Raw genomic sequence first — 19,941 nt, 5'->3', positions numbered from 1 at the left:
GGCAGGCTTCCTTCAATCCTCGACCACCCAGGTGTCCTTGGTTCCGCCGCCCTGAGATGAATTCACCACCAGAGAGCCTTCACGCAGGGCGACACGGGTCAAACCGCCGGGCACGACCCGGGTTTCGCGGCCGGACAATACGAACGGGCGCAGGTCGATATGGCGCGGCGCAATGCCGTTTTCGACAAAGGTCGGACAGGTCGACAGCGACAGCGTCGGTTGCGCGATGTACGCGTGGGGCTTGGCCTTGATCCGCTCGCGGAACGCATCGATTTCCGCTGTCGTCGCTGCCGGCCCCACGAGCATGCCGTAACCGCCGGAGCCCTGGGTTTCCTTGACCACCAGATCCGGAAGATTGGCCAGCACATGGGAAAGTTCAGACGGATTGCGGCATTGCCAGGTCGGCACGTTCTTCAGGATCGGCTCTTCATCGAGGTAGAAACGGATCATCTCGGTGACGAACGGATACACCGACTTGTCGTCCGCCACGCCGGTGCCGATGGCGTTTGCCAGCACCACGTTTCCGGAGCGATAGGACGACAGCAGCCCCGGCACGCCGAGCATCGAATCCGGGCGGAACGCCAATGGATCAAGAAACGCGTCGTCGAGCCGGCGGTAGATCACGTCCACCGCTTTCGGGCCGTCGGTGGTGCGCATGAAGACCTTGTCGTCGCGCACGAACAGATCGGCGCCCTCGACCAGTTCCACGCCCATTTCCCGCGCCAGGAACGCATGCTCGAAAAACGCGCTGTTGAACCGCCCCGGAGTCAGCACCACCACACTCGGGTCGTCGATCGGGCTTGAGCTTTTCAGGGTGTCGAGCAGCAGGTTCGGATAATGGTCGATCGGGGCGATGCGCTGGGCTGCGAACAGCTCGGGGAACAGGCGCATCATCATCTTGCGGTCTTCGAGCATGTAGCTGACACCGCTGGGCGTGCGCAGATTGTCCTCGAGCACGTAATAGGTGCCGTCGCCGTCGCGCACCAGATCGACGCCGGAGATGTGCGAATAGATATCGCGATGCAGATCCAGCCCCTGCATCGCCAACTGGTATTGCTCGTTGGCCAGCACCTGCTCGGCGGGAATGATCCCGGCCTTGATGATGCGCTGCTCGTGGTAAAGGTCGGCGAGGAACATGTTCAACGCCTTGACCCGCTGGATGCAGCCGCGCTCGACGATCCGCCACTCGCTGGCGGGAATGCTGCGCGGAATGGTGTCGAAGGGAATCAGGCGTTCTGTCCCTTGCTCGTCCCCGTAGAGCGTGAAAGTGATCCCGGCACGATGGAACAGCAGATCGGCCTCGCGTCGCCGCTGGGCCAGCAGTTCGTCAGGCGTGTCCGCCAGCCAGCGGGCAAACTCCCGGTAATGCGGGCGAACCTGGCCGCCGGCATCGTACATTTCATCAAAATAGGTGCGGATCATGCCGTACTCCTTGTCACCCCGGACCTACAGGCCTTCGCAAGGCCCGTGCCATCGGCATAAACGCTTTGATTTCAATCGGTTGGATATTCACGCCACACGCACCGCACCATTCCTGTGCGGCAAATGCCCCAACCTGATCGCCCCCGCTTCATTGCGACGCAGTCCTGTCGCCTATCACCAGCATAGTCAGAGTTGATTTCACTGCCCGGCGCCGCCTGCGGATAATCCGCACATCCGCTGCAAAACGTCCCTGACGAAGCACGCAGCCCAACTGACATGGCTTGCCCCGGCAGCCCTCCCGGCCGTAACCCTGACCGGTTTCCTCTCCTTCCGGTCTTCCCTTTCAGCCACCTCTCCTGGTGGCTTTTTTTTGCGCCGGATTCTTGTTTCAGGGTTTTGCCGTGCAATGTTCAAGGTGCAGAAACGACAACGGCCGACCCGAAGGTCAGCCGTTGCTCGACGTGTTGCGAGGGTGATCAGTTCAAACGATGGCGGTTGCGCACCTCCTGCTTCACGCCCCAGCCTTCGATGATGCCGCCCAGAGGCTCGACCACCGCCGAGAAGCCCTGTTCGAAATCGCCGATGTCGTCGTAGGTTGCGTACATCACCTTGCTCAATTCCAGGGACCACGCGCCGTCGTCGCGCGCACTGACCTGGGCATTGATGGATTCACCGCGAAACTTGCCTGCCGCCCTGCGCGCCCGCTCCTCGTCCGGGAAAATGGCGTAGAACTCGATGGGATGGAATCGGGAAAAATCGAAACCGCCTTCTTTCATGCGGCGCAGCACGTTGCTGCTGATGTCTTCTTGATAGGCTGTGCTCATGAACGTCCCCCTCGCATAGATGGATAGACTTTCCGTATTCCCTGCACCTGGCCGAACGGCTCAGGCGTTACGGCAACCGTGTTGCCGACGGGAAACAAGCATGTAGCTGACAAGACCAGACCTTAGCGATCCGTTCGCTGATCTCGCTTGCAGAGTAGCCCCAAGATAGAGCCGCTGCCAAGGCCTGGTGCGTTACGGGCAAGAAGATTTTCAGATGGGTGTGATGCTGCGGATTTCGATGCTGTTCTGGGTTTTCAGGCTTTTGGCGCCTGCATCGGAGGTGCGCCCTTCCAGATCGTTCAGATCCAGTGCGGCGGCGACAGGAAGGAGTCGTTCCTTGATCAGTCGTGCGGCCTCATCATCGCTGGGGCATTCCGCACGCTCGAAGACTTCATCGACAATTTCACCGTGATCATCCACGAAAGTGACTTTCCACTTTTGCATTGGAGCCTCCTCGAACAAACCCGCAAATGGGCTTACATCTATCTCGACTTTTGTCAGGATTGATCGTTCAAAAGGTTTAATCGCCCGAAGATGAAAAAAAACACATGTGGGAGCGAGCTTGCTCGCGATAGCGAACTGTCAGCCAACATCTTCGTTGACTGACTGGCCGCCATCGCGAGCAAGCTCGCTCCCACAATGATCAGTCGTTGCTTGGCTTGTTCACCGCTTGCAGCACGTATTGCGGCAGGGCGAAGGCGCCGATGTGGATTTCCGGGTTGTAGTAACGGGTGACGATGCCGCTGCCGATGAAGCGCTGTTGCAGGACTTCACGGCTCAGCTTGCGGTAAGCCGGGTTGGTCGAGCCCCAAGCGAAGGTCATCGAGCCGCCGATGTAGGTCGGCACGGCCGCCTGGTAGAAGTGCCAGTCCGGGAACAGGCTGCGCAGGCGACCGGCGGTGGTCTTCACTTCGTCGATCTGCATGAACGGCGTGCCGTTCTGGGTCACGAGGATGCCGCCCTCGTTCAGGCAGCGGTGGCAGGCCTGGTAGAAGTTCTCCGAGAACAGCACTTCGCCCGGACCGATCGGGTCGGTGGAGTCGGAAATGATCACGTCGAATTTTTCAGTGGTGGTGGCGACGAAACGCATGCCGTCGTCGATCACCAGGTTCAGACGTGGATCGTCGTAGGCGCCCTTGGAGTGGTTCGGCAGGAATTCCTTGCACATGTCGACCACGGTGCCGTCGATTTCGACCATGGTGATGTGCTCGACGCTGGCGTGCTTGGTCACTTCGCGCAGCATGCCGCCGTCGCCGCCGCCGATGATCAGCACGCGCTTGGCGGTGCCGTGGGCGAGGATCGGCACGTGGGTGAGCATTTCGTGGTAGATGAATTCATCGGCTTCGGTGGTCTGGATCACGCCGTCCAGCGCCATCACCCGGCCCATGCGCGGGTTCTGGAAGATCACCAGGTGCTGGTGTTCGGTGCGCACTTCGTGCAGCAGTTTTTCCATGCGAAAACGCTGGCCGTAGCCTTCGTAGAGGGTTTCCAGGTATTCGCTGGTCTTGGTGACGGTCATGGTGAAGTGCTCCGATGAATGCGCGGGCGCCAATCGTCAGGTTCGATTGCCCGGGAAAGGCGCGCATTCTACGTTGCCGAAGATGACAGGTCGAACCTCAGTTCATCGGCCCCGCGCAATCCATGGTGCGAACGGTCAGATCCGCACATTGCCCCGCGGCCCGGCGATCGCCCAGATGATCAGGCCCAGCACCGGCAGGAGGATGATCAACAGCACCCAGAGAATTTTCATCCCGGTCTCGGCGCCGCTTTTCAGCACGTTGATGATTGCCCAGATGTCGAGGGCAAGGATGATCAGGCCGATCAGGCCGTTGAACGTGGAACCCATGGTGTCGCTCCAAAATAGTGGCATGCACTTTTAGGATAGACGGTCGCGCGCAGGGTTCCCTTTTATTGCGTTCAGACGTGAACCGCGACCTTCAAGGCTTCCAGCGACGGCGCGGCGGCGATGCCGACTTCGGCGCACAGCTCCAGCACGCGCGGCACGTCGTTGCCGTAGACCAGCACCACTTGCAGCTCGTCGTCGAGCAACTGGCTGAAGTTCATCAGCGTGTAACCGCCGTTTTCCTTGTTCAGGCTGCTCATCTGCACCTGGATGCGGTTGAGCGCGGTCAGTGCTTCGGTCTTGGCCAGTTGCTTGGGCTTGAGGTTGAACTCCACGCCCGGCCCGAACGAAGCCACGATCTGCGCGAACAGGTCGACGTAGGTGTCGGCCTGGAACAGCACGGTCTCCGGCAGACTGCCGACCACGACCCATTCGCCCAAAGGAATCGGGAAGGTGTCGTCGTAGTTGATGTCCGGATTGGCGGTCAGAAAAGCGTCGGCATCGGCGTAGGCCTGTGCGGCTTCATCGGCGACCTTCTGAATCTCGTCTTCGCCCATGCAGCCGGAGCTGATTTTGCTGATGAGTTCGGCGAGTGCGGCTTTCATGGGGGCAGGTCCTGTGGCTTGGGGAATTTCGAGGGCGCGAAGGATAGCGCATTCTCGCCCTCGCCACAGAGCCGGCTGCGGACCGACGGTGTCAGCCCAGCAGTTTTTCCAGCTGCGCGGTGGTGTCCACAGCGCCCATGGTGCGAGCCGCGTCCAGCGCGGTGACGCCGTTGGCGTCCTTGGCTTTCGGGTCGGCGCCCTGGTCGATCAGGAACTCGACGATTTCAACGCGGTTGAACATCGCTGCCATCATCAGCGCCGTACGGCCATCGAAAGAGGCGCCTTCAATCTGCGCGCCACCAGCCACCAACGCCTTGACCACCGCCAGATCACCCTTGAATGCCGCGCCGGCAATCGGGCTCTGGCCGTTGCCATTGCGTTGCTCCGGGTCGGCCTTGTGCTTGAGCAACACTTGCACCGCGTCCACGTGACCGTAGTAACTGGCGAGCATCAGCAGGGTGTCGCCCTTGCTGTTGGTCAGGTTCACCGGCAGACCGGCGGTGATCAGGCGGTCCAGCATCACCGCATCGCCTTCGCGCGCCTTGTTGAATACCTGCTCGGTGAATTCGGCAGCTTCTTCGGGGGTCATCTGGCGGCTTTGGTCGGACATGGGGCAACTCCACTTTCGGTCAATCGGAAAGCCGCTAGTTTCCCGAGCGCGGCGATAGCTGTCACCCCCTTTTTTCCAAGGCAGCCGATAGCCAATATCAATAACGGAACTTGCCTGCCTGGATGCCCGCAAGGATCTCATCCGTGACCTGCACATAGGTTTCGGTCCCCGGCAACCAGGCGTAGATCGGGTCATCACCCGTCTGGCCGGGGTCGAAGCCTTCGTTTTTCAGACGCGTCTTCTGGTATTTGAAGGTGCCAGTAGTTTCCATCTTCACCTTGACCCGCAGGAACAGCGGCACGGCATAGGCCGGCATGCGCTGGCGGGCGAAGGCCAGCAACTCGGTGAAGTCCAGCGTCGCCAGAGACTCGGCCGGGGTGATCGCCGCCATGCCGGCGCGACCGTTGGTGTCGGGAATTTCCACGCCATAAGCCACGGCTTCGGAAATATGCGGATGCTGAAGCAGCAGGTTCTCGACCTCGGTGGTCGAGACGTTCTCGCCCTTCCAGCGATAGGTGTCGCCGAGCCGATCGACAAACTGCGCATGGCCGAAACCGATGTTGCGCAGCAGATCACCGGTATTAAAGAAACGGTCGCCCTTGGTGAACACGTCTTGCAGCACGACTTTCGCGGTTTTCTGCGGATCGGTGTAGCCGTCCAGCGGCGCCTTGTCGTCGATCCGCGCCAGCAACAGGCCGCGCTCGCCCCGGCCGACCTTGCGCATGAACCCGTCGTCACCGCGAATCGGCTCGCCGCTGTCCTGATCGTAGGCGACCAGTTCCCAGGCCATCAGCGAGAAGCCGATGGTGTTGTCGAAATTGAGGATGTTGGTGAAGCCGATATTGCCGTCGCTGGCCGCGTACAGTTCGCAGATGTGATCCACCGCAAACCGGGTCTTGAACTCGGCCCAGGCACCGGGCCGCAAACCGTTGCCGATCATCTTGCGCACGTCATGGCGGCTGTCATCGCTGCTGACCGGCTGATCCACCAGATAACGGCACAACTCGCCGACATAGCCGATGGTAGTGGCGCGGTAGCGACGCACATCGCTCCAGAACTGCCGGGCGCTGAACTTGCGGCGAATCGCGAAACCCGACGCGCCATTGACCGCCGAACCCCAGCACACGCAAAGCCCGGTGGCGTGATACAGCGGCAAGGTGCAATAGACGATGTCGTCCGGGCGCATGTCGAGGGCGATCATGCCGAAGCTCGCCGAGCTGCGCATCCAGCGTCCGTGCTTGAACACCCCGGCCTTGGGCAAGCCGGTGGTGCCGGAGGTGTAGATGTAGAAGCACGGGTCGTCGAAGAAGATCTGCCGGCTGCTGGCCGGATTGTCGCTCGATGCATCGGCACTGGCGCTGATCAGATTGGTGTAACCCTCCGGCGCAATGCCCGGATGGCTGAACGTGTCCTGATCGGCGACAAACCAGACGCGCTCTGCCGGAATCGACACTTGCTCGCGCACCGCAGCGAAGGCTGGCTGCAATTCCTCGCCGACGACAATTGCCACTGGCGCCACCAGATTGATGCTGTGGATCAGCGTGTCGCGGGTCTGCGAGGTATTCAGCAGCGCGCTGACCGCACCGACCTTGGCCAGCGCCAGAATCGTCACCAGCAGTTCCGGACGGTTCTCGATGAACACCGCCACCACATCGCCTTTGCCGATGCCCTGCCCGATCAGATAGTGGGCGATGCGGTTGGCCCACTGGTTGACCTGTGAATAACTCAGCACCACATCGCCCGACAGCAGCGCGGGGCCTTCGGGATTGCGCAGGGTCGCTTGCTCGAATGTCCAGCCCAGGCCACAGGTTTGGGTCGGATCCTTGACGTTGGCCACCTTCATGCCTTTCACCACCCGAGGGATGGCTTTGGCGATCATCGGCAGTTTGCGGAGCATCATGCCCCAGGTAATCGTGTCGCTAGGCGCGTGACTCATGGCAGCTCCCGTTCGACCTTGACGTGCAGGCCGGATTTTTATTGTCGGGCAATCGGGTGAGGCAACCGGCGCTTCTCGAGCGAGGGTCGAGGCCGAAAATACGTCAGGGCTTCTCGGGCTGTACACGCGGTTTTTGCAATGTTTTGTATCCGCCAGCGCTACAAGGCGAAACGTGATTGCGGCCGCAGGGAATGGTTCAATCGGATCGACAGCGATCCCGCAAAATGCAGGATGCACGATGGCCATTCATGCAGAATGCACGACGAGTTGAATTTGCATAATTTATAACTTATTGATTTATAACGAATTTATAAAAACAAAATACTGGCACAATCGCTGCAACCTCCTCCGCATGCTTGCCATTCAAGTGCATACGGAGCTGAAAGACATGAGCCTGATCCAAGAAAAATTTACCTCCCTGTTCTCCAACTTCGCAGTCACCACCCAACCGCGTCCCGATGGCGGGATCCTGCTGACGCTGAAGAGCGCCGACGGCAAAGTGTTCAAACGTGCGCTCACCTATCAGCAATTGCATGCCGGCGACCAACTGTCGTGGGCGATCAGCGCGATTCGCCGAGACCTGGCGGAACAGGCCAGCGAGCTGCCGCAGATCGGCATGCTGCAAAGCCAGCAGCGTTTTGCTCTGCCGACCTATCACTCGATGTAATTCGAACACCCCATAAACAAACAGGCCGTGGAGCTTTCGCTTCACGGCCTGTTTTATTCGCGCATCGATTTTCTGAAGTCAGAACGCTTCCGGTTCGATCCCGGTAAAGCTGTCGACGGTCACATGCCCTTCCAGCTCCCCACCTTCACGGGCCAGCCCGCAGGTTTGCAGGCCTGCGGCCTGGGCGGCATCGAGTTCCTGCACGATGTCGGACAGGAACAGGATTTCCTGCGGCTCAACGCCGATGGCCTGCTGAATATTGCTGTAGGACTGCGCTTCGCGCTTGGGGCCCGACGTGGTGTCGAAGTAACCACTGAACAGCGGCGTCAGATCCCCGGCTTCCGAGCAGCCGAAGATCAGCTTCTGGGCCTGGATCGAACCGGACGAGTAAACAAACAGTTGATACCCGGCCTGATGCCAGCGCTGGAGCGCTTCGACGGCGTCCGGGTAAACATGCCCCTTCAACTGCCCGGCCTGATAGCCCTGCTCCCAGACCATGCCCTGCAACGCTTTCAGCGGCGTGGCTTTGCGGTCTTCGGCGATCCAGGCCAGCAGAATTTCCACGACCCGTTCAACGTCGGCTTGCGGTTCGTTGCTGTCGCGGCGTACGGCGTCCAGTTGCTCGGCAACGTCGGCGCGTGTGGCGTTCTGGCGAACGAAGTCCGGCAGGTGTTTTGCCGCATACGGGAACAGCACGTCGAACACAAAACTCACCGCGCTGGTGGTGCCTTCGATATCGGTGAGGATGACCTTGATCGACATCGGCTCAGTCCTCCAGGCGCGGGAAGCGGCCGGCGATGTCTTCGCCGGTGAAGTTGGCGACCCAGCCTTCAGGGTTGTTGAACAGGCGGATCGCGACAAAGTGCGGGTTCTCGCCCATGTCGAACCAGTGTTTGGTGCCCGCCGGTACCGAAATCAGATCGTTCTTCTCGCACAGCACGGCGTAGACGTAATCGTCGATGTGCAGGGTAAACAGGCCACGACCGGCGACGAAAAAGCGTACTTCGTCTTCGCCATGGCGATGTTCTTCGAGGAACTTGGCGCGCAGCTCGGCTTTTTGCGGGTGATCGCTGTTGAGGCTGACCACATCGACGGTGATGTAACCGCGCTCGGTCATCAGCTTGTCGATCTGCTCTTTGTAGGCGCCGATCACTTCTTCCTGGCTGGCACCGGGCTGGATCTTCGCGGCGGCTTGCCAGCGGTCGAAACGCACGCCCTGCTCGGCCAGGGTCGAGGCGATGTCTTCGAAATGGGTCAGCACCTTGTTCGGAATTTCAGGGCTGGAAACGTGATAGACGGACAGGCTGCTCATGGGGCAATTCCTCGGTATCGGCCTTGCCGTCCGGTTCTTCGAGACCGGTCGGGCACTGCATTCATCAGGCAAATGGGCTGGTTCTGGTAAAGTCAGCCTTGGCGGTTCATGACGCTGCGGGTCTTCAACTCGCATTCAAACAGGAATTCAAAGGCCTCGATCTGGCGCAACGCGTCGCTCATCTGCGCGCCCCAGGTGTAGAGACCGTGACCGCGAATCAGATAACCGACGCAATCGGGATGGGCGTCGAGCCAAGGCTGCACCTTGGCGGCGAGGCGCGCAATGTCCTGATCATTGTCGAAGATCGGCACCCGCACCCGGGATTCGTGGGTCGAAATGCCGCTGAAGGCTTTTTGCAATTCGTAGTCTTCGAACTCGATGAAGTCTTCCGGCGTCAGGCGCGACAGCACCGTGGCATTCACCGAGTGGGTGTGCAGCACGGCGCCTATTTCCGGGCGCCAGCTATAGAGCTGGGTGTGCAGCAGGGTTTCGGCGGACGGCTTTTTGCCCGGTTCCAGACTGTTGCCGGACAGGTCGGTGGCGAGCACGTCGTCCAGGCCCAACTGGCCCTTGTGCTTGCCGGACACGGTCAGCAGCGCTTCGCTCGGCGACAGGCGCGTCGAATAGTTGCTGCTGGTGGCTGGCGACCAGCCGCGACCATAAAGAAAACGCCCGGCATCGACGATTTGCTGGGCAAGCTGTTCACGGGTAAGGCTCATGGCCTGTCCTCTTGCATTCGAATGGCAATGATAACGGCAGCGGCGAGCGCTGCGAGACTGGCAATACTAAAGGTCAATGTCGCGCCGAGGGCATTCCAGCTGTAGCCGGAATACAACGCGCCGAGCGCACCGCCGGTGCCGGCCAGCGCCGCGTACAGCGCCTGGCCCTGCCCTTGCTGGCGGGCGCCGAAGCTACGTTGCACGAAGGCGATGGCAGATGCATGAAAGCTGCCGAATGTAGCGGCGTGCAGCACCTGGGCAAACAGCAGCACCCAGAGGAATTCGGCGAACGAACCTAGCAGCAACCAGCGCAGCGCCGCCAGCAGAAAACTTGCCATCAGCACGCGGCGCAGGGAAAACCGCGCGAGGATCCGGCTCATGGCCATGAACATCAGCACTTCCGCCACCACGCCAACGGCCCAGAGCATGCCGATCACGCCACGGCTGTAACCCAGTCGCTCAAGGTGCAAGGTCAGAAAGGTGTAATACGGCCCATGGCTCATCTGCATCAGCGCCACGCAACCGTAGAACGCCAGCACCCCGGGACTGCGCAACTGTTTGATAAAACCCTCGCCCGTCGGCCGGTTGCCCTGCGGCGGCTGCGCGTTCGGCACCCACAGACTGCTGAGCACGATGCCGGCCATGATCAACACCAGCGCCGCCGGGTAGATGTCGAGGCTCAGCCATTCGAACAATCGCCCGAGCGCGACCACGGTGATGATGAAACCGATGGAGCCCCATAGCCGGATCTGGCTGTAACGGGAGGTCTGGCCCTGCAAATGTGCAAGCGTGATGACTTCGAACTGCGGCAACACCGCGTGCCAGAAGAACGCATGCAATGCCATGACCATCGCCAGCCAGGCGTAAGTCTTGCTGACGAAAATCAACGAGAAGGTCAGCAACGTGCACACCGCGCCGAAGCGCACGATGGCCAGGCGTCTGCCGGTGTAGTCGCCTAGCCAGCCCCAGATGTTCGGCGCCACGCAGCGCATCAGCATCGGAATCGCCACCAGCTCGCCGATGCGCGCGGCGCTGAATCCGAGGTGATCGAAATACAGCGCCAGAAACGGCGCCGTCGAACCGAGCAAGGCGAAATAGAACAGATAGAAACTGGACAGCCGCCAGTACGGGAGCGCCGCCACGGTCAGACCGCGGCGGCTGTGAGTTGACCCATCAGAGCTGGCCCAGAACCGGGGTGTTCACGCGCACGTCGGCGTTTTGGCCACGGTGACGCAGCAGGTGATCCATCAGCACGATGGCCATCATCGCCTCGGCAATCGGCGTGGCGCGGATGCCGACGCATGGATCGTGACGACCCTTGGTGATCACTTCGACCGGGTTGCCGTCGATATCGATCGAACGGCCCGGGGTGGTGATGCTCGAGGTCGGTTTCAGCGCCAGATGGGCGATGATCGGCTGACCGGACGAGATACCGCCGAGGATGCCGCCGGCGTTGTTGCTGAGGAAACCTTCCGGGGTCATTTCATCGCGATGCTCGGTGCCACGCTGGGCGACCGAAGCAAAACCGGCGCCGATTTCCACGCCTTTGACCGCGTTGATGCTCATCAGCGCGTGGGCCAGTTCGGCGTCGAGACGGTCGAAGATCGGCTCGCCCAGACCCGGCATCACACCTTCGGCAACCACGGTGATCTTGGCCCCGACCGAGTCCTGATCGCGGCGCAACTGGTCCATGTAGGCTTCCAGCTCCGGAACCTTGTCCGGGTCCGGGCTGAAAAAGGCATTCTGCTCCACCGATTCCCAGGTCTTGAACGGAATTTCGATCGGGCCGAGCTGGCTCATGTAGCCGCGAATGACGATGCCCTGGGTCGCCAGGTATTTCTTGGCAATCGCACCGGCCGCCACGCGCATCGCGGTTTCCCGTGCGGAGCTGCGACCGCCGCCACGGTAATCGCGCTCGCCGTATTTATGGTGGTAGGTGTAGTCGGCATGGGCCGGACGGAACAGATCCTTGATTGCCGAGTAATCCTTGGACTTCTGGTCGGTGTTGCGGATCAGCAGGCCGATGGAGCAGCCGGTGGTGCGGCCCTCGAACACGCCGGAGAGGATTTCGACTTCGTCCGCTTCCTGACGCTGGGTGGTGTGGCGGCTGGTGCCCGGCTTGCGGCGATCAAGGTCGCGTTGCAGGTCCTCAAGGGAAATCTCCAGGCCCGGCGGGCAGCCGTCGACAATGGCGACCAACGCCGGACCATGGCTTTCGCCCGCGGTGGTGACAGTGAACAACTTGCCGTAGGTATTGCCGGACATGCAGGACGCTCCGTGAAATCAAACCCAAATTCATGATGCGCGCCAGTATACGCAGGCTAACCGAGTAGTTCATCCTCGAACCTTGGCGGTGTTGGTGAGTCCAACCGGCACCTTGGCAAATGATGGCGTGATGATGCTGCGAGTTTTGATCTTGAGCCTTACCCTGTTTACTGGCTTCGTCCAGGCAACTGTCCTGCAGCGTCCGGTGACTCTGGACACCGGCAGCGGCGAACTTTTCGGCTCGCTGTTGCTGCCAAAGTCTGACAATCCGGTGCCGGTTGTCCTCATTCTTTCTGGCTCGGGTCCTACGGATCGTGACGGAAACAACCCCGACGGCGGGCGCAACGACAGCCTCAAGCGGCTGGCCTGGGTGCTGGCCAAGCACAACATCGCCAGTGTGCGTTTCGATAAACGCGGCGTGGCCGCGAGCCTGGCCGCGACGCCGGATGAGCGCAATCTGTCGGTGGACGCTTACGTTGCGGACGCGGTGGCCTGGGGCCAGAAGCTCAAGGCTGATCCGCGTTTCGGCCCGTTGATCCTGCTGGGTCACAGCGAAGGCGCACTGATTGCCAGCCTGGCCGCACCGAAAGTCGACGCTGCGGCAGTCATTTCGCTGTCCGGCACGGCACGGCCAATCGATCAGGTGTTGCGCCGACAACTGGCGCGCAGCCTGCCGCCACCGTTGATGCAGCGCAGCAACGAACTGCTCGACAGCCTCAAGGCCGGGCACACCGACGACAATGTCCCGCCGCCGTTGCAGGCGATTTTCCGCCCGAGCGTGCAGCCGTATCTGATTTCGCTGTTCCGGCAGGATCCGTCCGCCGCCTTCGCCCAACTGAAAATGCCGGCCCTGATCGTCCAGGGCAGCAACGACATTCAGGTGCAGGTCGATGACGCCAACCTGCTCAAGGCGGCAAAACCCGACGCGACCTTGGCGTTGATCGAAGGCATGAACCACGTGATGCGCATCGTGCCCAACGACGTGAAGCGGCAAATGGCCTCCTACAAGGACCCGAATCTGCCTCTGGCGGCGGAACTGGGAACACGGATCCTCGAATTTATTGACGGACTTCGCACCCGTTAAGGTCTTTTCACCCTCCAGTCCTGAAAAAAACGGCCGATAAGCCTTTGTCGCCAGCGTACTGGCTGGCGGCAAGCAGCTTGGACAGGATCTCGCCGTTATGACTGATACCCAGACTTCACCCGACACCACCGCTGAAAAAGACGCACCGCCAGCGGTCGAGCTGCCATGGGCGGATGTCCACGTCGAGCACCACAAGATGCTCCGCTTGGCGCCGCTGCAGACCGACCGCAACACCGGCGGTCGGCCGTTGCGCTTCGTCGAATTCGGTTACGCCGAGCGCAACAGCAAAGAACACAGCCTGATGCGCATGGCGATCAAACTGCCCGCGCAGCGTGTGCGCAAGGAACAGAATCAGCTCGACGTGTGGGTCGACCACAAGACCAAACGCGTGCACTTCGGCCCCGACAGCGGCTTGCAGATCGAACCGCTGAACCGTGGCATCGGCCGCTTCATGGCCGCCCAGGGCATCAACTGGGCAAAAAAGCGCTGGCCCACCTACACCGTCGACGGCATGGACTTGAACAACAAGGACGCGCTGAACGAAGACACCCGCCTGCGCCGCGATCACTTTCTGCGCGTGCATGGTTTTGATGTGGTGTACGCCGACGCCCAGCATTTGAAGGGCAGCGTCAAGGAAGTCCAGGTCGGTGACTTGCTGGGCGACTGGAACAGCGAAAAGCTGCAGATCGTCGAGATTCTCGAAGCCGCGCAGATGTTGCAGCAGGCCGAGCAGAACCTGGCCGAGCAGGAAGTGAAGCTGAAGAAGCAGGAAGACAAGGTCAGCAAGTTCAAGCGTGAAGACGCGGGTTTGCGCTTCACCATTACGTGTCTGGTGGCGTTTGCGGTGTTCCAGGCCGGTTTGCTGATCTGGATTGCCACGCACCGCTAAGCCAATGATCGTTCCCACCGAGGTGGGAACGATCGGTTCAGGTCAGACGCGGGAAGCGAACAGCGCCTGATGATCGCGGCACTGTTCGGCAGTCAGCATGAACACGCCATGCCCGCCACGCTGGAATTCCAGCCAGGCGAAATCGACTTCCGGGTACAGCGCTTCGACGTGTACCTGGCTGTTGCCCACCTCGACGATCAGCAAACCTTTTTCAGTCAGGTGATCTGCCGCTTCGGCGAGCATCCGGCGCACCAGGTTCAAACCATCGTCGCCACAGGCCAGGCCCAGCTCCGGTTCGTGCTGGTATTCGTCCGGCATGTCGGCGAAATCTTCCGCATCGACGTAGGGCGGGTTCGACACGATCAGGTCGAAACGTTGACCCGGCAGGCCATCAAAACCATCGCCCTGCACGGTGAACACGCGCTCATCGACGCCATGGCGCTCGATGTTCTGGTTCGCCACTTCCAGCGCTTCGAACGACAGGTCCGCCAGCACCACTTCGGCGTTCTGGAACTCGTAGGCGCAGGCGATGCCGATGCAGCCGGAGCCGGTGCACAGGTCGAGAATTCGCGCCGGTTCGTCGCCGATCCACGGTGCAAAACGGTTTTCGATCAATTCGCCAATCGGCGAACGCGGGATCAGCACACGCTCATCGACGATGAACGACATGCCGCAGAACCATGCCTCGCCCAACAGGTAGGCGGTCGGAATGCGTTCTTCGATGCGGCGCTTGAGCAGGCGTTGCAGGTTGACCAGTTCGTCGTCTTCCAGCGCGCAGTCCAGATAGCTGTCGGCGATTTCCCATGGCAGGTGCAAGGCACCGAGCACTAGCTGCCGGGCTTCGTCCCAGGCATTGTCGGTGCCATGGCCGAAAAACAGATCCTCCCCATGGAAGCGGCTGACGGCCCAACGGATGTGGTCGCGCAGGGTACGAAGTCGGGAAGTGATCACGGGGCAGAACTCCAGAAAAAACGACTGGCGATTCTACCAGCCAAAACGCGCCACGACGACGCAGGAAAAATCCCGGGGCGACGGTAGGAGTGTTCCGAATTCCTTATCGGCTATTGAACAGAACGTGTAACTTGACGAGGCTGCAGGCCAGTAACGACGGTGTCTACGATGGTAGCGATTCACAGAACCGCTCAGCCAGAGGACAATGTCGCAAAAGCCCCACCCCAAGGAGCCCCAGAATGTCCGTTCCAAAAACGATGTTTCAACTCAGCGGTCGCGGTTACGCAGCGGCCACGTTGAGCCATGCCACCGTGGTCATCATCGATGCCCAGAAAGAGTACCTCAGCGGCCCGCTGGCCCTGAGCGGCATGGACGCGGCTGTCGCGAACATCAAACAACTGGTTGCCGCCGCCCGCGCAGCCGGCCGTCCGATCGTGCACGTGCGCCACCTCGGCACCGTCGGCGGTCTGTTCGACCCGCAGGGCGAACGCGGCGAATTCATCCCCGGCCTGGAACCCCAGGGCGATGAAACCATCATCGGCAAACTGCTGCCGAGCGCTTTCCACGGCACCGAACTCTACGATCGTCTGCAAACCCTCGGTTCGCTCGACCTGATCGTCTGCGGTTTCATGAGCCACTCCAGCGTCAGCACCACCGTGCGCGCCGCGAAAAACCTGGGTTTCCGTTGCACCCTGGTCGAAGACGCCTGCGCCACCCGTGACCTGCCGTTCAAGGGCCGCGTGCTCAGTGCCGCACAGGTTCAGGAGGCGGAAATGGCGATCATGGCCGACAATTTCGCCACCCTCGCGCTGACCAATGACCTGATCTGATCGACCGCCAATGAGCGGCTCAGCCCGCCGCTCATCCGCAAAAGCCTCGCATTTGCTTCAATTACCCTAGCCTCAGGAACAACCCGGTCAACTCCCGGTCGAAGGGCCGATACCCATTGAGGAAGGTCGGAATGAAGTTATCCGATGGATTTGACGCACGCCGCTTGCGGCCCAAAGGCCAAAGCAACTGGCGTTTTCGATTCGGCGCAGCGATCGCCGCCATTCTGGCGACGTTCGGTGTGCTGTTGGCGATGGCCGGGGCTGCCAGCCTGATCGGGCATCCGCCGGCACTCGGCGACTTGAATGCGACGCCGACGGGCTCGGCGATCATTCTCGCGGTCGGCCTGTTGTTCCTGTATTTCGGCGTGGCCCTGTGGCGCCGTTGCCGGCGTCGCGCACGGCAATCGCGGGAGCTGAACATGTCCCCGCACCTGATGAAAAAACACGACTGAATCGACGGCCTGGCTTTTTGCCGGGCCGTTTTGTGTCTGTTTGGGTAAACTGGCCGCCCTTCGCGGAGGCTGATATGCAAGACGACGATTTTTCCCTGTTCAAAAGTGCGATCCAAGGCGTCAAGCCGATCAAGCACGACCGCGCCGACACCGGCAAACCCAAGACTGACCGCGCACAGATCGCCAAGCTGCGCCAGTCCGCGACCATCCGCACCGAAACCACCACCGTTGACGGTCTGTCCGATCAGTTCGTGATCGATGTCGGGCCGGAAGACGAACTGATGTGGGCCCGCGACGGCGTGCAGGAAAGCCAGATGCGCAAGCTGAAGGTCGGGCAGATCCCGTTCGAAGGCAGCCTCGACCTGCACGGTATGAGCGTCGAAAAGGCCCGGGAAACCCTTTGGGCGTTTCTGGCCGAAGCGACCAAATTCGAAATCCGCTGCGTGCGCGTCACCCACGGCAAGGCCGTGCGACTGGACGGCAAACGACCGATGATCAAGAGTCACGTCAACACTTGGTTGCGCCAGCATGCGCAAGTGCTCGGGTTCTGCTCGTGCCAGGCCAGACACGGCGGTGCCGGCGCGGTTTACGTGATGCTCAAACGCACCATGATGGAAGGCCGCGACGAATAATCCCGTCACACCGAACTTGCAGGGTCGTGTCCGCCGCCGTACCCTTGCCCTTTGCGAAAATCCCCACAGGTAGTTTCATGTCCCTGGAACAGAATTACACCGCGATTCTCGGCCAACTGGGCGAGGACGTGTCCCGCGAGGGCCTGCTCGACACGCCAAAGCGTGCCGCCAAAGCCATGCAGTACCTCTGCCGCGGTTATGAACAGACGCTCGAAGAGGTCACCAACGGTGCCCTGTTCAGCTCCGACAACAGCGAAATGGTGCTGGTCAAGGACATCGAGCTTTACTCGTTGTGCGAACACCACCTGCTGCCGTTCATCGGCAAGGCCCACGTCGCGTATATCCCGAGCGGCAAAGTGCTGGGCCTGTCGAAGGTCGCGCGGATCGTCGACATGTACGCCCGCCGCCTGCAGATCCAGGAAAACCTCAGCCGCCAGATCGCCGATGCGGTCCAGCAGGTCACCGGCGCGCTGGGCGTGGCTGTGGTGATCGAGGCCAAGCACATGTGCATGATGATGCGCGGTGTGGAGAAACAGAATTCGTCGATGATCACTTCGGTGATGCTCGGTGAGTTCCGTGAAAACGCGGCGACCCGCAGCGAGTTTCTCAGCCTGATCAAGTAATTGATGGCAGAAAAAAACCGGCGTTGATCGCCGGTTTTTTTTCGTCCGTGAAAAATCGGGTAAGCTGCGCGCCTTCTTCAATGTCCCTGTGAGGCTTGTAACGTGTTCGTCAAAGCGCTTCGTGTCGGCCTCGGCCAACTGATCATCTTCGTTGACTTCCTGACCCGCCCGGGCAAGAAGCAGCGCCCCGCCGCTGCCCAGGCTCAGGTTGACGCCGCCGCCAAGGACCTGACCCTGTATCAGTTCCACGCCTGCCCGTTCTGCGTGAAGACCCGCCGCAGCCTGCGTCGCCTGAACGTTCCGGTGGCCCTGAAGGACGCGAAGAACAACGAGCAGGATCGCCAGACCCTGCTGGAACAGGGCGGCAAGATCAAGGTGCCGTGCCTGCGTATCGAAGAGAACGGCCAGACCACCTGGATGTATGAGTCCAACACGATTATCGAATACCTGAACAAGCGGTTCGCCGCCGTTTGAATCAAAAAAAACCGGCCTGATGGCCGGTTTTTTTATGCCGCCTATGCGGCTTGTGCCTGGCGCACCACCGCCGCCAGACGCTTGAGCCCTTCGTCCAGACGGGCCGGGTCAATGTGACTGAAGTTCAGGCGCAAATGACCGTGATTGCGATCCGGCTCGGGGAAGAACGGCTCGCCAGGCATGAACGCCACATCGTTGGCCAGCGCGGTATTGAGCAAGGTGCGCGTATCCAGCGGCTGTTTAAGGGTCAGCCAGAAAAACAGCCCGCCCTGCGGGGTGTTCCAGTCCGCGAGATCGGCGAAATGGGTTTCCAGCGCCGATTGAAAGGCGTCGCGGCGCTGACGGTAGAAGCCGCGCAATTCACTCAAGTGCTGCTGATACTTTTCGCTGCCGATCCACTGCAACGCCTGCCATTGGCCGATACGGTTGGTGTGCAAATCCGCCGACTGCTTGAGTTTGAGCAGATGCGGGAACAGATCCGGGCTGGCGATCAGGTAACCGACGCGCAGGCCCGGCAACAGGGTTTTCGACACGGTGCCTGTGTAGATCCAGCTGGATTTTTTCAGACGCCCGGCAATCGGCTGGGCGCTGCCGCCGTCGAAGGTCAGTTCGCGGTAAGGCTCGTCTTCGATCAGGGTTACGCCGAATTCGTCGAGCAGTGCTGCGACTGCTTCGCGCTTGGCTTCGCTGTAGCGTACGGCGGACGGGTTCTGGAAGGTCGGGATCAGATAGATGAATGCCGGGCGATGCTGCTCCAGGCGCTGGCGTAACTGCGCCAGGTTCGGGCCGTCAGCCTCCAGCGGCACGGTCAGGCAATCGGCACCGAACAGCTGGAAAATCTGCAAGGCCGCCAGATAAGTCGGCGCTTCGAGCAAGATTTCGGTGCCCTTGTCGAGGTACAGCTTGGCCGCAAGATCGAGTGTTTGCTGGGAACCACTGACCACCAGCACCTGACTCGCCTCACACGGCAACCCCAGCGCCCTCGCCTCTGCCGCCAGGGCCTCGCGCAACGCGGGCTCGCCTTCGCTCATGCCGTACTGGCCGAGAGACAGCGGCATGTCGGCCCATTCAACCTTCGGCAGCATGGCTTCAGCCGGCAAGCCACCCGCGAAAGACATGACTTCCGGGCGCTGGGCCGCAGCCAGGATTTCACGGATCAGAGAACTTTTGAGACGCGAGACACGTTCGGAAAAAGCCATGGAAGTCACCGCTAGCGAGGCATGAGAAAAATGAGTCAAACTTGTTGACTGAAATTACGTCACCCTCACTGGAAGAGTCAATATGCTTGACCTTAAAAACTGCGCCAGCCAACAACAAGCCATGGAAGCGTTCTTCTTCGGTTATCAGGCGTTTACCGCCAAGGCTGACGAAATGCTCGAGCGTCGCGGCCTGTCCCGCGTGCATCAACGCGTCGTGTTTTTCATCGCACGCTATCCGAATTTGAGCGTCAAGGAGTTGCTCGCGCTGCTTGGTGTGAGCAAACAGGCATTGAACATGCCGTTGCGTCAGTTGCAGGAAATGCATCTGGTGGAAAGCGTGGCGTCCGAAGAAGACAAACGTAAACGGCTTCTGACGTTGACCGTCGAAGGCGCGAAGTTTGAACAGGCATTGCGCCGCGAGCAGGTGAAATTACTGGAGCGGGTGTTTGCCGAGGCCGGCGAAACCGCGGTCAACGGCTGGCTGGCGGTGAATATGGCGCTGGGGAAAAACCGCTCGGCCGATTGATATAGCGCGATCCTCAAAACTTTCGTCCACAAAACCAAAAACAATATTTGCTTTATTTGTACACAAAAGCATAATCCA

General features: G+C 60.5%; 24 protein-coding genes. 9 read left to right on the top strand and 15 right to left on the bottom strand.

What is annotated here, in order from left to right; genetic code table 11:
- Positions 1 to 12 precede the first annotated feature (12 nt).
- The 8 genes from CAG02_RS11900 to CAG02_RS11865 form a co-directional block, all read right to left on the bottom strand.
- Complete coding sequence (locus CAG02_RS11900; protein WP_025113343.1) at positions 13 to 1,422, bottom strand: circularly permuted type 2 ATP-grasp protein; 1,410 nt, start codon at positions 1,420 to 1,422, stop codon at positions 13 to 15.
- 476 nt (positions 1,423 to 1,898) lie between these two features.
- Positions 1,899 to 2,246 carry a ribonuclease E inhibitor RraB gene (locus tag CAG02_RS11895; RefSeq protein WP_007960698.1) on the bottom strand — a complete coding sequence of 116 codons (348 nt, stop codon included), beginning with the start codon at positions 2,244 to 2,246 and terminating at the stop codon, positions 1,899 to 1,901.
- A gap of 210 nt (positions 2,247 to 2,456) precedes the next feature.
- Entirely contained in the window at positions 2,457 to 2,690 is a 234-nt protein-coding gene (locus CAG02_RS11890; RefSeq protein ID WP_085710655.1) for a hypothetical protein, read from the bottom strand.
- Positions 2,691 to 2,889: 199 nt separating this feature from the next.
- Positions 2,890 to 3,765: a polyamine aminopropyltransferase gene (gene speE / locus CAG02_RS11885; protein WP_085608797.1), complete on the bottom strand. Its 876-nt coding sequence runs from the start codon at positions 3,763 to 3,765 to the stop codon at positions 2,890 to 2,892.
- A gap of 135 nt (positions 3,766 to 3,900) precedes the next feature.
- Entirely contained in the window at positions 3,901 to 4,092 is a 192-nt protein-coding gene (locus tag CAG02_RS11880) for a PLDc N-terminal domain-containing protein (protein WP_003223221.1), read from the bottom strand.
- 71 nt (positions 4,093 to 4,163) lie between these two features.
- Entirely contained in the window at positions 4,164 to 4,694 is a 531-nt protein-coding gene (locus CAG02_RS11875; protein WP_085710654.1) for a hypothetical protein, read from the bottom strand.
- Positions 4,695 to 4,785: 91 nt separating this feature from the next.
- The gene (locus tag CAG02_RS11870) at positions 4,786 to 5,304 is read right to left on the bottom strand and encodes an ankyrin repeat domain-containing protein (RefSeq protein WP_085710653.1); all 519 of its coding nucleotides are present in this window, start codon (positions 5,302 to 5,304) and stop codon (positions 4,786 to 4,788) included.
- Positions 5,305 to 5,401: 97 nt separating this feature from the next.
- Positions 5,402 to 7,240 carry a long-chain-acyl-CoA synthetase gene (locus tag CAG02_RS11865; protein WP_085710652.1) on the bottom strand — a complete coding sequence of 613 codons (1,839 nt, stop codon included), beginning with the start codon at positions 7,238 to 7,240 and terminating at the stop codon, positions 5,402 to 5,404.
- Positions 7,241 to 7,628: 388 nt separating this feature from the next.
- Between CAG02_RS11865 and CAG02_RS11860 the strand changes: the two genes are divergently transcribed.
- On the top strand, positions 7,629 to 7,907 hold the full coding sequence (locus tag CAG02_RS11860) for a DUF3509 domain-containing protein (protein ID WP_085710651.1): 279 nt from the start codon (positions 7,629 to 7,631) through the stop codon (positions 7,905 to 7,907).
- Positions 7,908 to 7,985: 78 nt separating this feature from the next.
- Here CAG02_RS11860 and mtnC read toward each other — a convergent pair whose 3' ends face one another.
- The 5 genes from mtnC to aroC form a co-directional block, all read right to left on the bottom strand.
- Positions 7,986 to 8,669 carry an acireductone synthase gene (mtnC, locus tag CAG02_RS11855; RefSeq protein WP_085710650.1) on the bottom strand — a complete coding sequence of 228 codons (684 nt, stop codon included), beginning with the start codon at positions 8,667 to 8,669 and terminating at the stop codon, positions 7,986 to 7,988.
- Positions 8,670 to 8,673: 4 nt separating this feature from the next.
- Positions 8,674 to 9,219, bottom strand: a complete 546-nt coding sequence (locus CAG02_RS11850) for an acireductone dioxygenase (RefSeq protein WP_085710649.1) — start codon at positions 9,217 to 9,219, stop codon at positions 8,674 to 8,676.
- A 92-nt stretch (positions 9,220 to 9,311) separates the two neighbouring features.
- Positions 9,312 to 9,938: a methylthioribulose 1-phosphate dehydratase gene (locus CAG02_RS11845; protein ID WP_085710648.1), complete on the bottom strand. Its 627-nt coding sequence runs from the start codon at positions 9,936 to 9,938 to the stop codon at positions 9,312 to 9,314.
- Entirely contained in the window at positions 9,935 to 11,080 is a 1,146-nt protein-coding gene (locus tag CAG02_RS11840) for an MFS transporter (protein WP_085710647.1), read from the bottom strand. Before CAG02_RS11840 ends, CAG02_RS11845 begins: the two co-directional genes overlap by 4 nt.
- 31 nt (positions 11,081 to 11,111) lie before the next feature.
- Positions 11,112 to 12,203, bottom strand: coding sequence for a chorismate synthase (gene aroC / locus CAG02_RS11835; protein WP_085710646.1), 1,092 nt, complete (start codon positions 12,201 to 12,203; stop codon positions 11,112 to 11,114).
- A 130-nt stretch (positions 12,204 to 12,333) separates the two neighbouring features.
- On the opposite strand from aroC, the gene CAG02_RS11830 reads away from it, so the two are divergent.
- Positions 12,334 to 13,287, top strand: coding sequence for an alpha/beta hydrolase (locus CAG02_RS11830; RefSeq protein ID WP_085710645.1), 954 nt, complete (start codon positions 12,334 to 12,336; stop codon positions 13,285 to 13,287).
- A 97-nt stretch (positions 13,288 to 13,384) separates the two neighbouring features.
- Positions 13,385 to 14,176 (top strand): hypothetical protein, encoded by a 792-nt coding sequence (locus CAG02_RS11825; RefSeq protein WP_085710644.1) that lies wholly within the window; start codon positions 13,385 to 13,387, stop codon positions 14,174 to 14,176.
- Positions 14,177 to 14,218: 42 nt separating this feature from the next.
- On the opposite strand, the gene prmB is transcribed toward CAG02_RS11825, so the two are convergent.
- Positions 14,219 to 15,127 carry a 50S ribosomal protein L3 N(5)-glutamine methyltransferase gene (gene prmB, locus CAG02_RS11820; protein WP_085710643.1) on the bottom strand — a complete coding sequence of 303 codons (909 nt, stop codon included), beginning with the start codon at positions 15,125 to 15,127 and terminating at the stop codon, positions 14,219 to 14,221.
- 239 nt (positions 15,128 to 15,366) lie between these two features.
- Here prmB and CAG02_RS11815 point away from each other — a divergent pair, with 239 nt between their 5' ends.
- From CAG02_RS11815 to CAG02_RS11795, 5 genes are all read left to right on the top strand, one after another.
- Complete coding sequence (locus tag CAG02_RS11815) at positions 15,367 to 15,957, top strand: cysteine hydrolase family protein (protein WP_085710642.1); 591 nt, start codon at positions 15,367 to 15,369, stop codon at positions 15,955 to 15,957.
- 131 nt (positions 15,958 to 16,088) lie between these two features.
- On the top strand, positions 16,089 to 16,409 hold the full coding sequence (locus CAG02_RS11810) for a hypothetical protein (RefSeq protein ID WP_085710641.1): 321 nt from the start codon (positions 16,089 to 16,091) through the stop codon (positions 16,407 to 16,409).
- A 74-nt stretch (positions 16,410 to 16,483) separates the two neighbouring features.
- Positions 16,484 to 17,041 carry a Smr/MutS family protein gene (locus CAG02_RS11805; protein WP_085710640.1) on the top strand — a complete coding sequence of 186 codons (558 nt, stop codon included), beginning with the start codon at positions 16,484 to 16,486 and terminating at the stop codon, positions 17,039 to 17,041.
- Positions 17,042 to 17,118: 77 nt separating this feature from the next.
- Entirely contained in the window at positions 17,119 to 17,664 is a 546-nt protein-coding gene (gene folE / locus CAG02_RS11800) for a GTP cyclohydrolase I FolE (RefSeq protein ID WP_003204506.1), read from the top strand.
- 102 nt (positions 17,665 to 17,766) lie between these two features.
- Entirely contained in the window at positions 17,767 to 18,138 is a 372-nt protein-coding gene (locus CAG02_RS11795) for a glutathione S-transferase N-terminal domain-containing protein (protein WP_007960011.1), read from the top strand.
- Positions 18,139 to 18,179: 41 nt separating this feature from the next.
- Here CAG02_RS11795 and CAG02_RS11790 read toward each other — a convergent pair whose 3' ends face one another.
- Positions 18,180 to 19,337 carry a PLP-dependent aminotransferase family protein gene (locus tag CAG02_RS11790; protein WP_085710639.1) on the bottom strand — a complete coding sequence of 386 codons (1,158 nt, stop codon included), beginning with the start codon at positions 19,335 to 19,337 and terminating at the stop codon, positions 18,180 to 18,182.
- 82 nt (positions 19,338 to 19,419) lie between these two features.
- On the opposite strand from CAG02_RS11790, the gene CAG02_RS11785 reads away from it, so the two are divergent.
- Positions 19,420 to 19,863, top strand: coding sequence for a MarR family winged helix-turn-helix transcriptional regulator (locus tag CAG02_RS11785; protein WP_085710638.1), 444 nt, complete (start codon positions 19,420 to 19,422; stop codon positions 19,861 to 19,863).
- The last annotated feature ends 78 nt before the right edge of the window (positions 19,864 to 19,941 follow it).

The sequence above is a fragment of the Pseudomonas sp. R43(2017) genome (assembly GCF_002112345.1).
Taxonomy (GTDB): Bacteria; Pseudomonadota; Gammaproteobacteria; order Pseudomonadales; family Pseudomonadaceae; genus Aquipseudomonas; species Aquipseudomonas kribbensis.
This window is presented reverse-complemented; position numbering and strand designations above follow the sequence as displayed.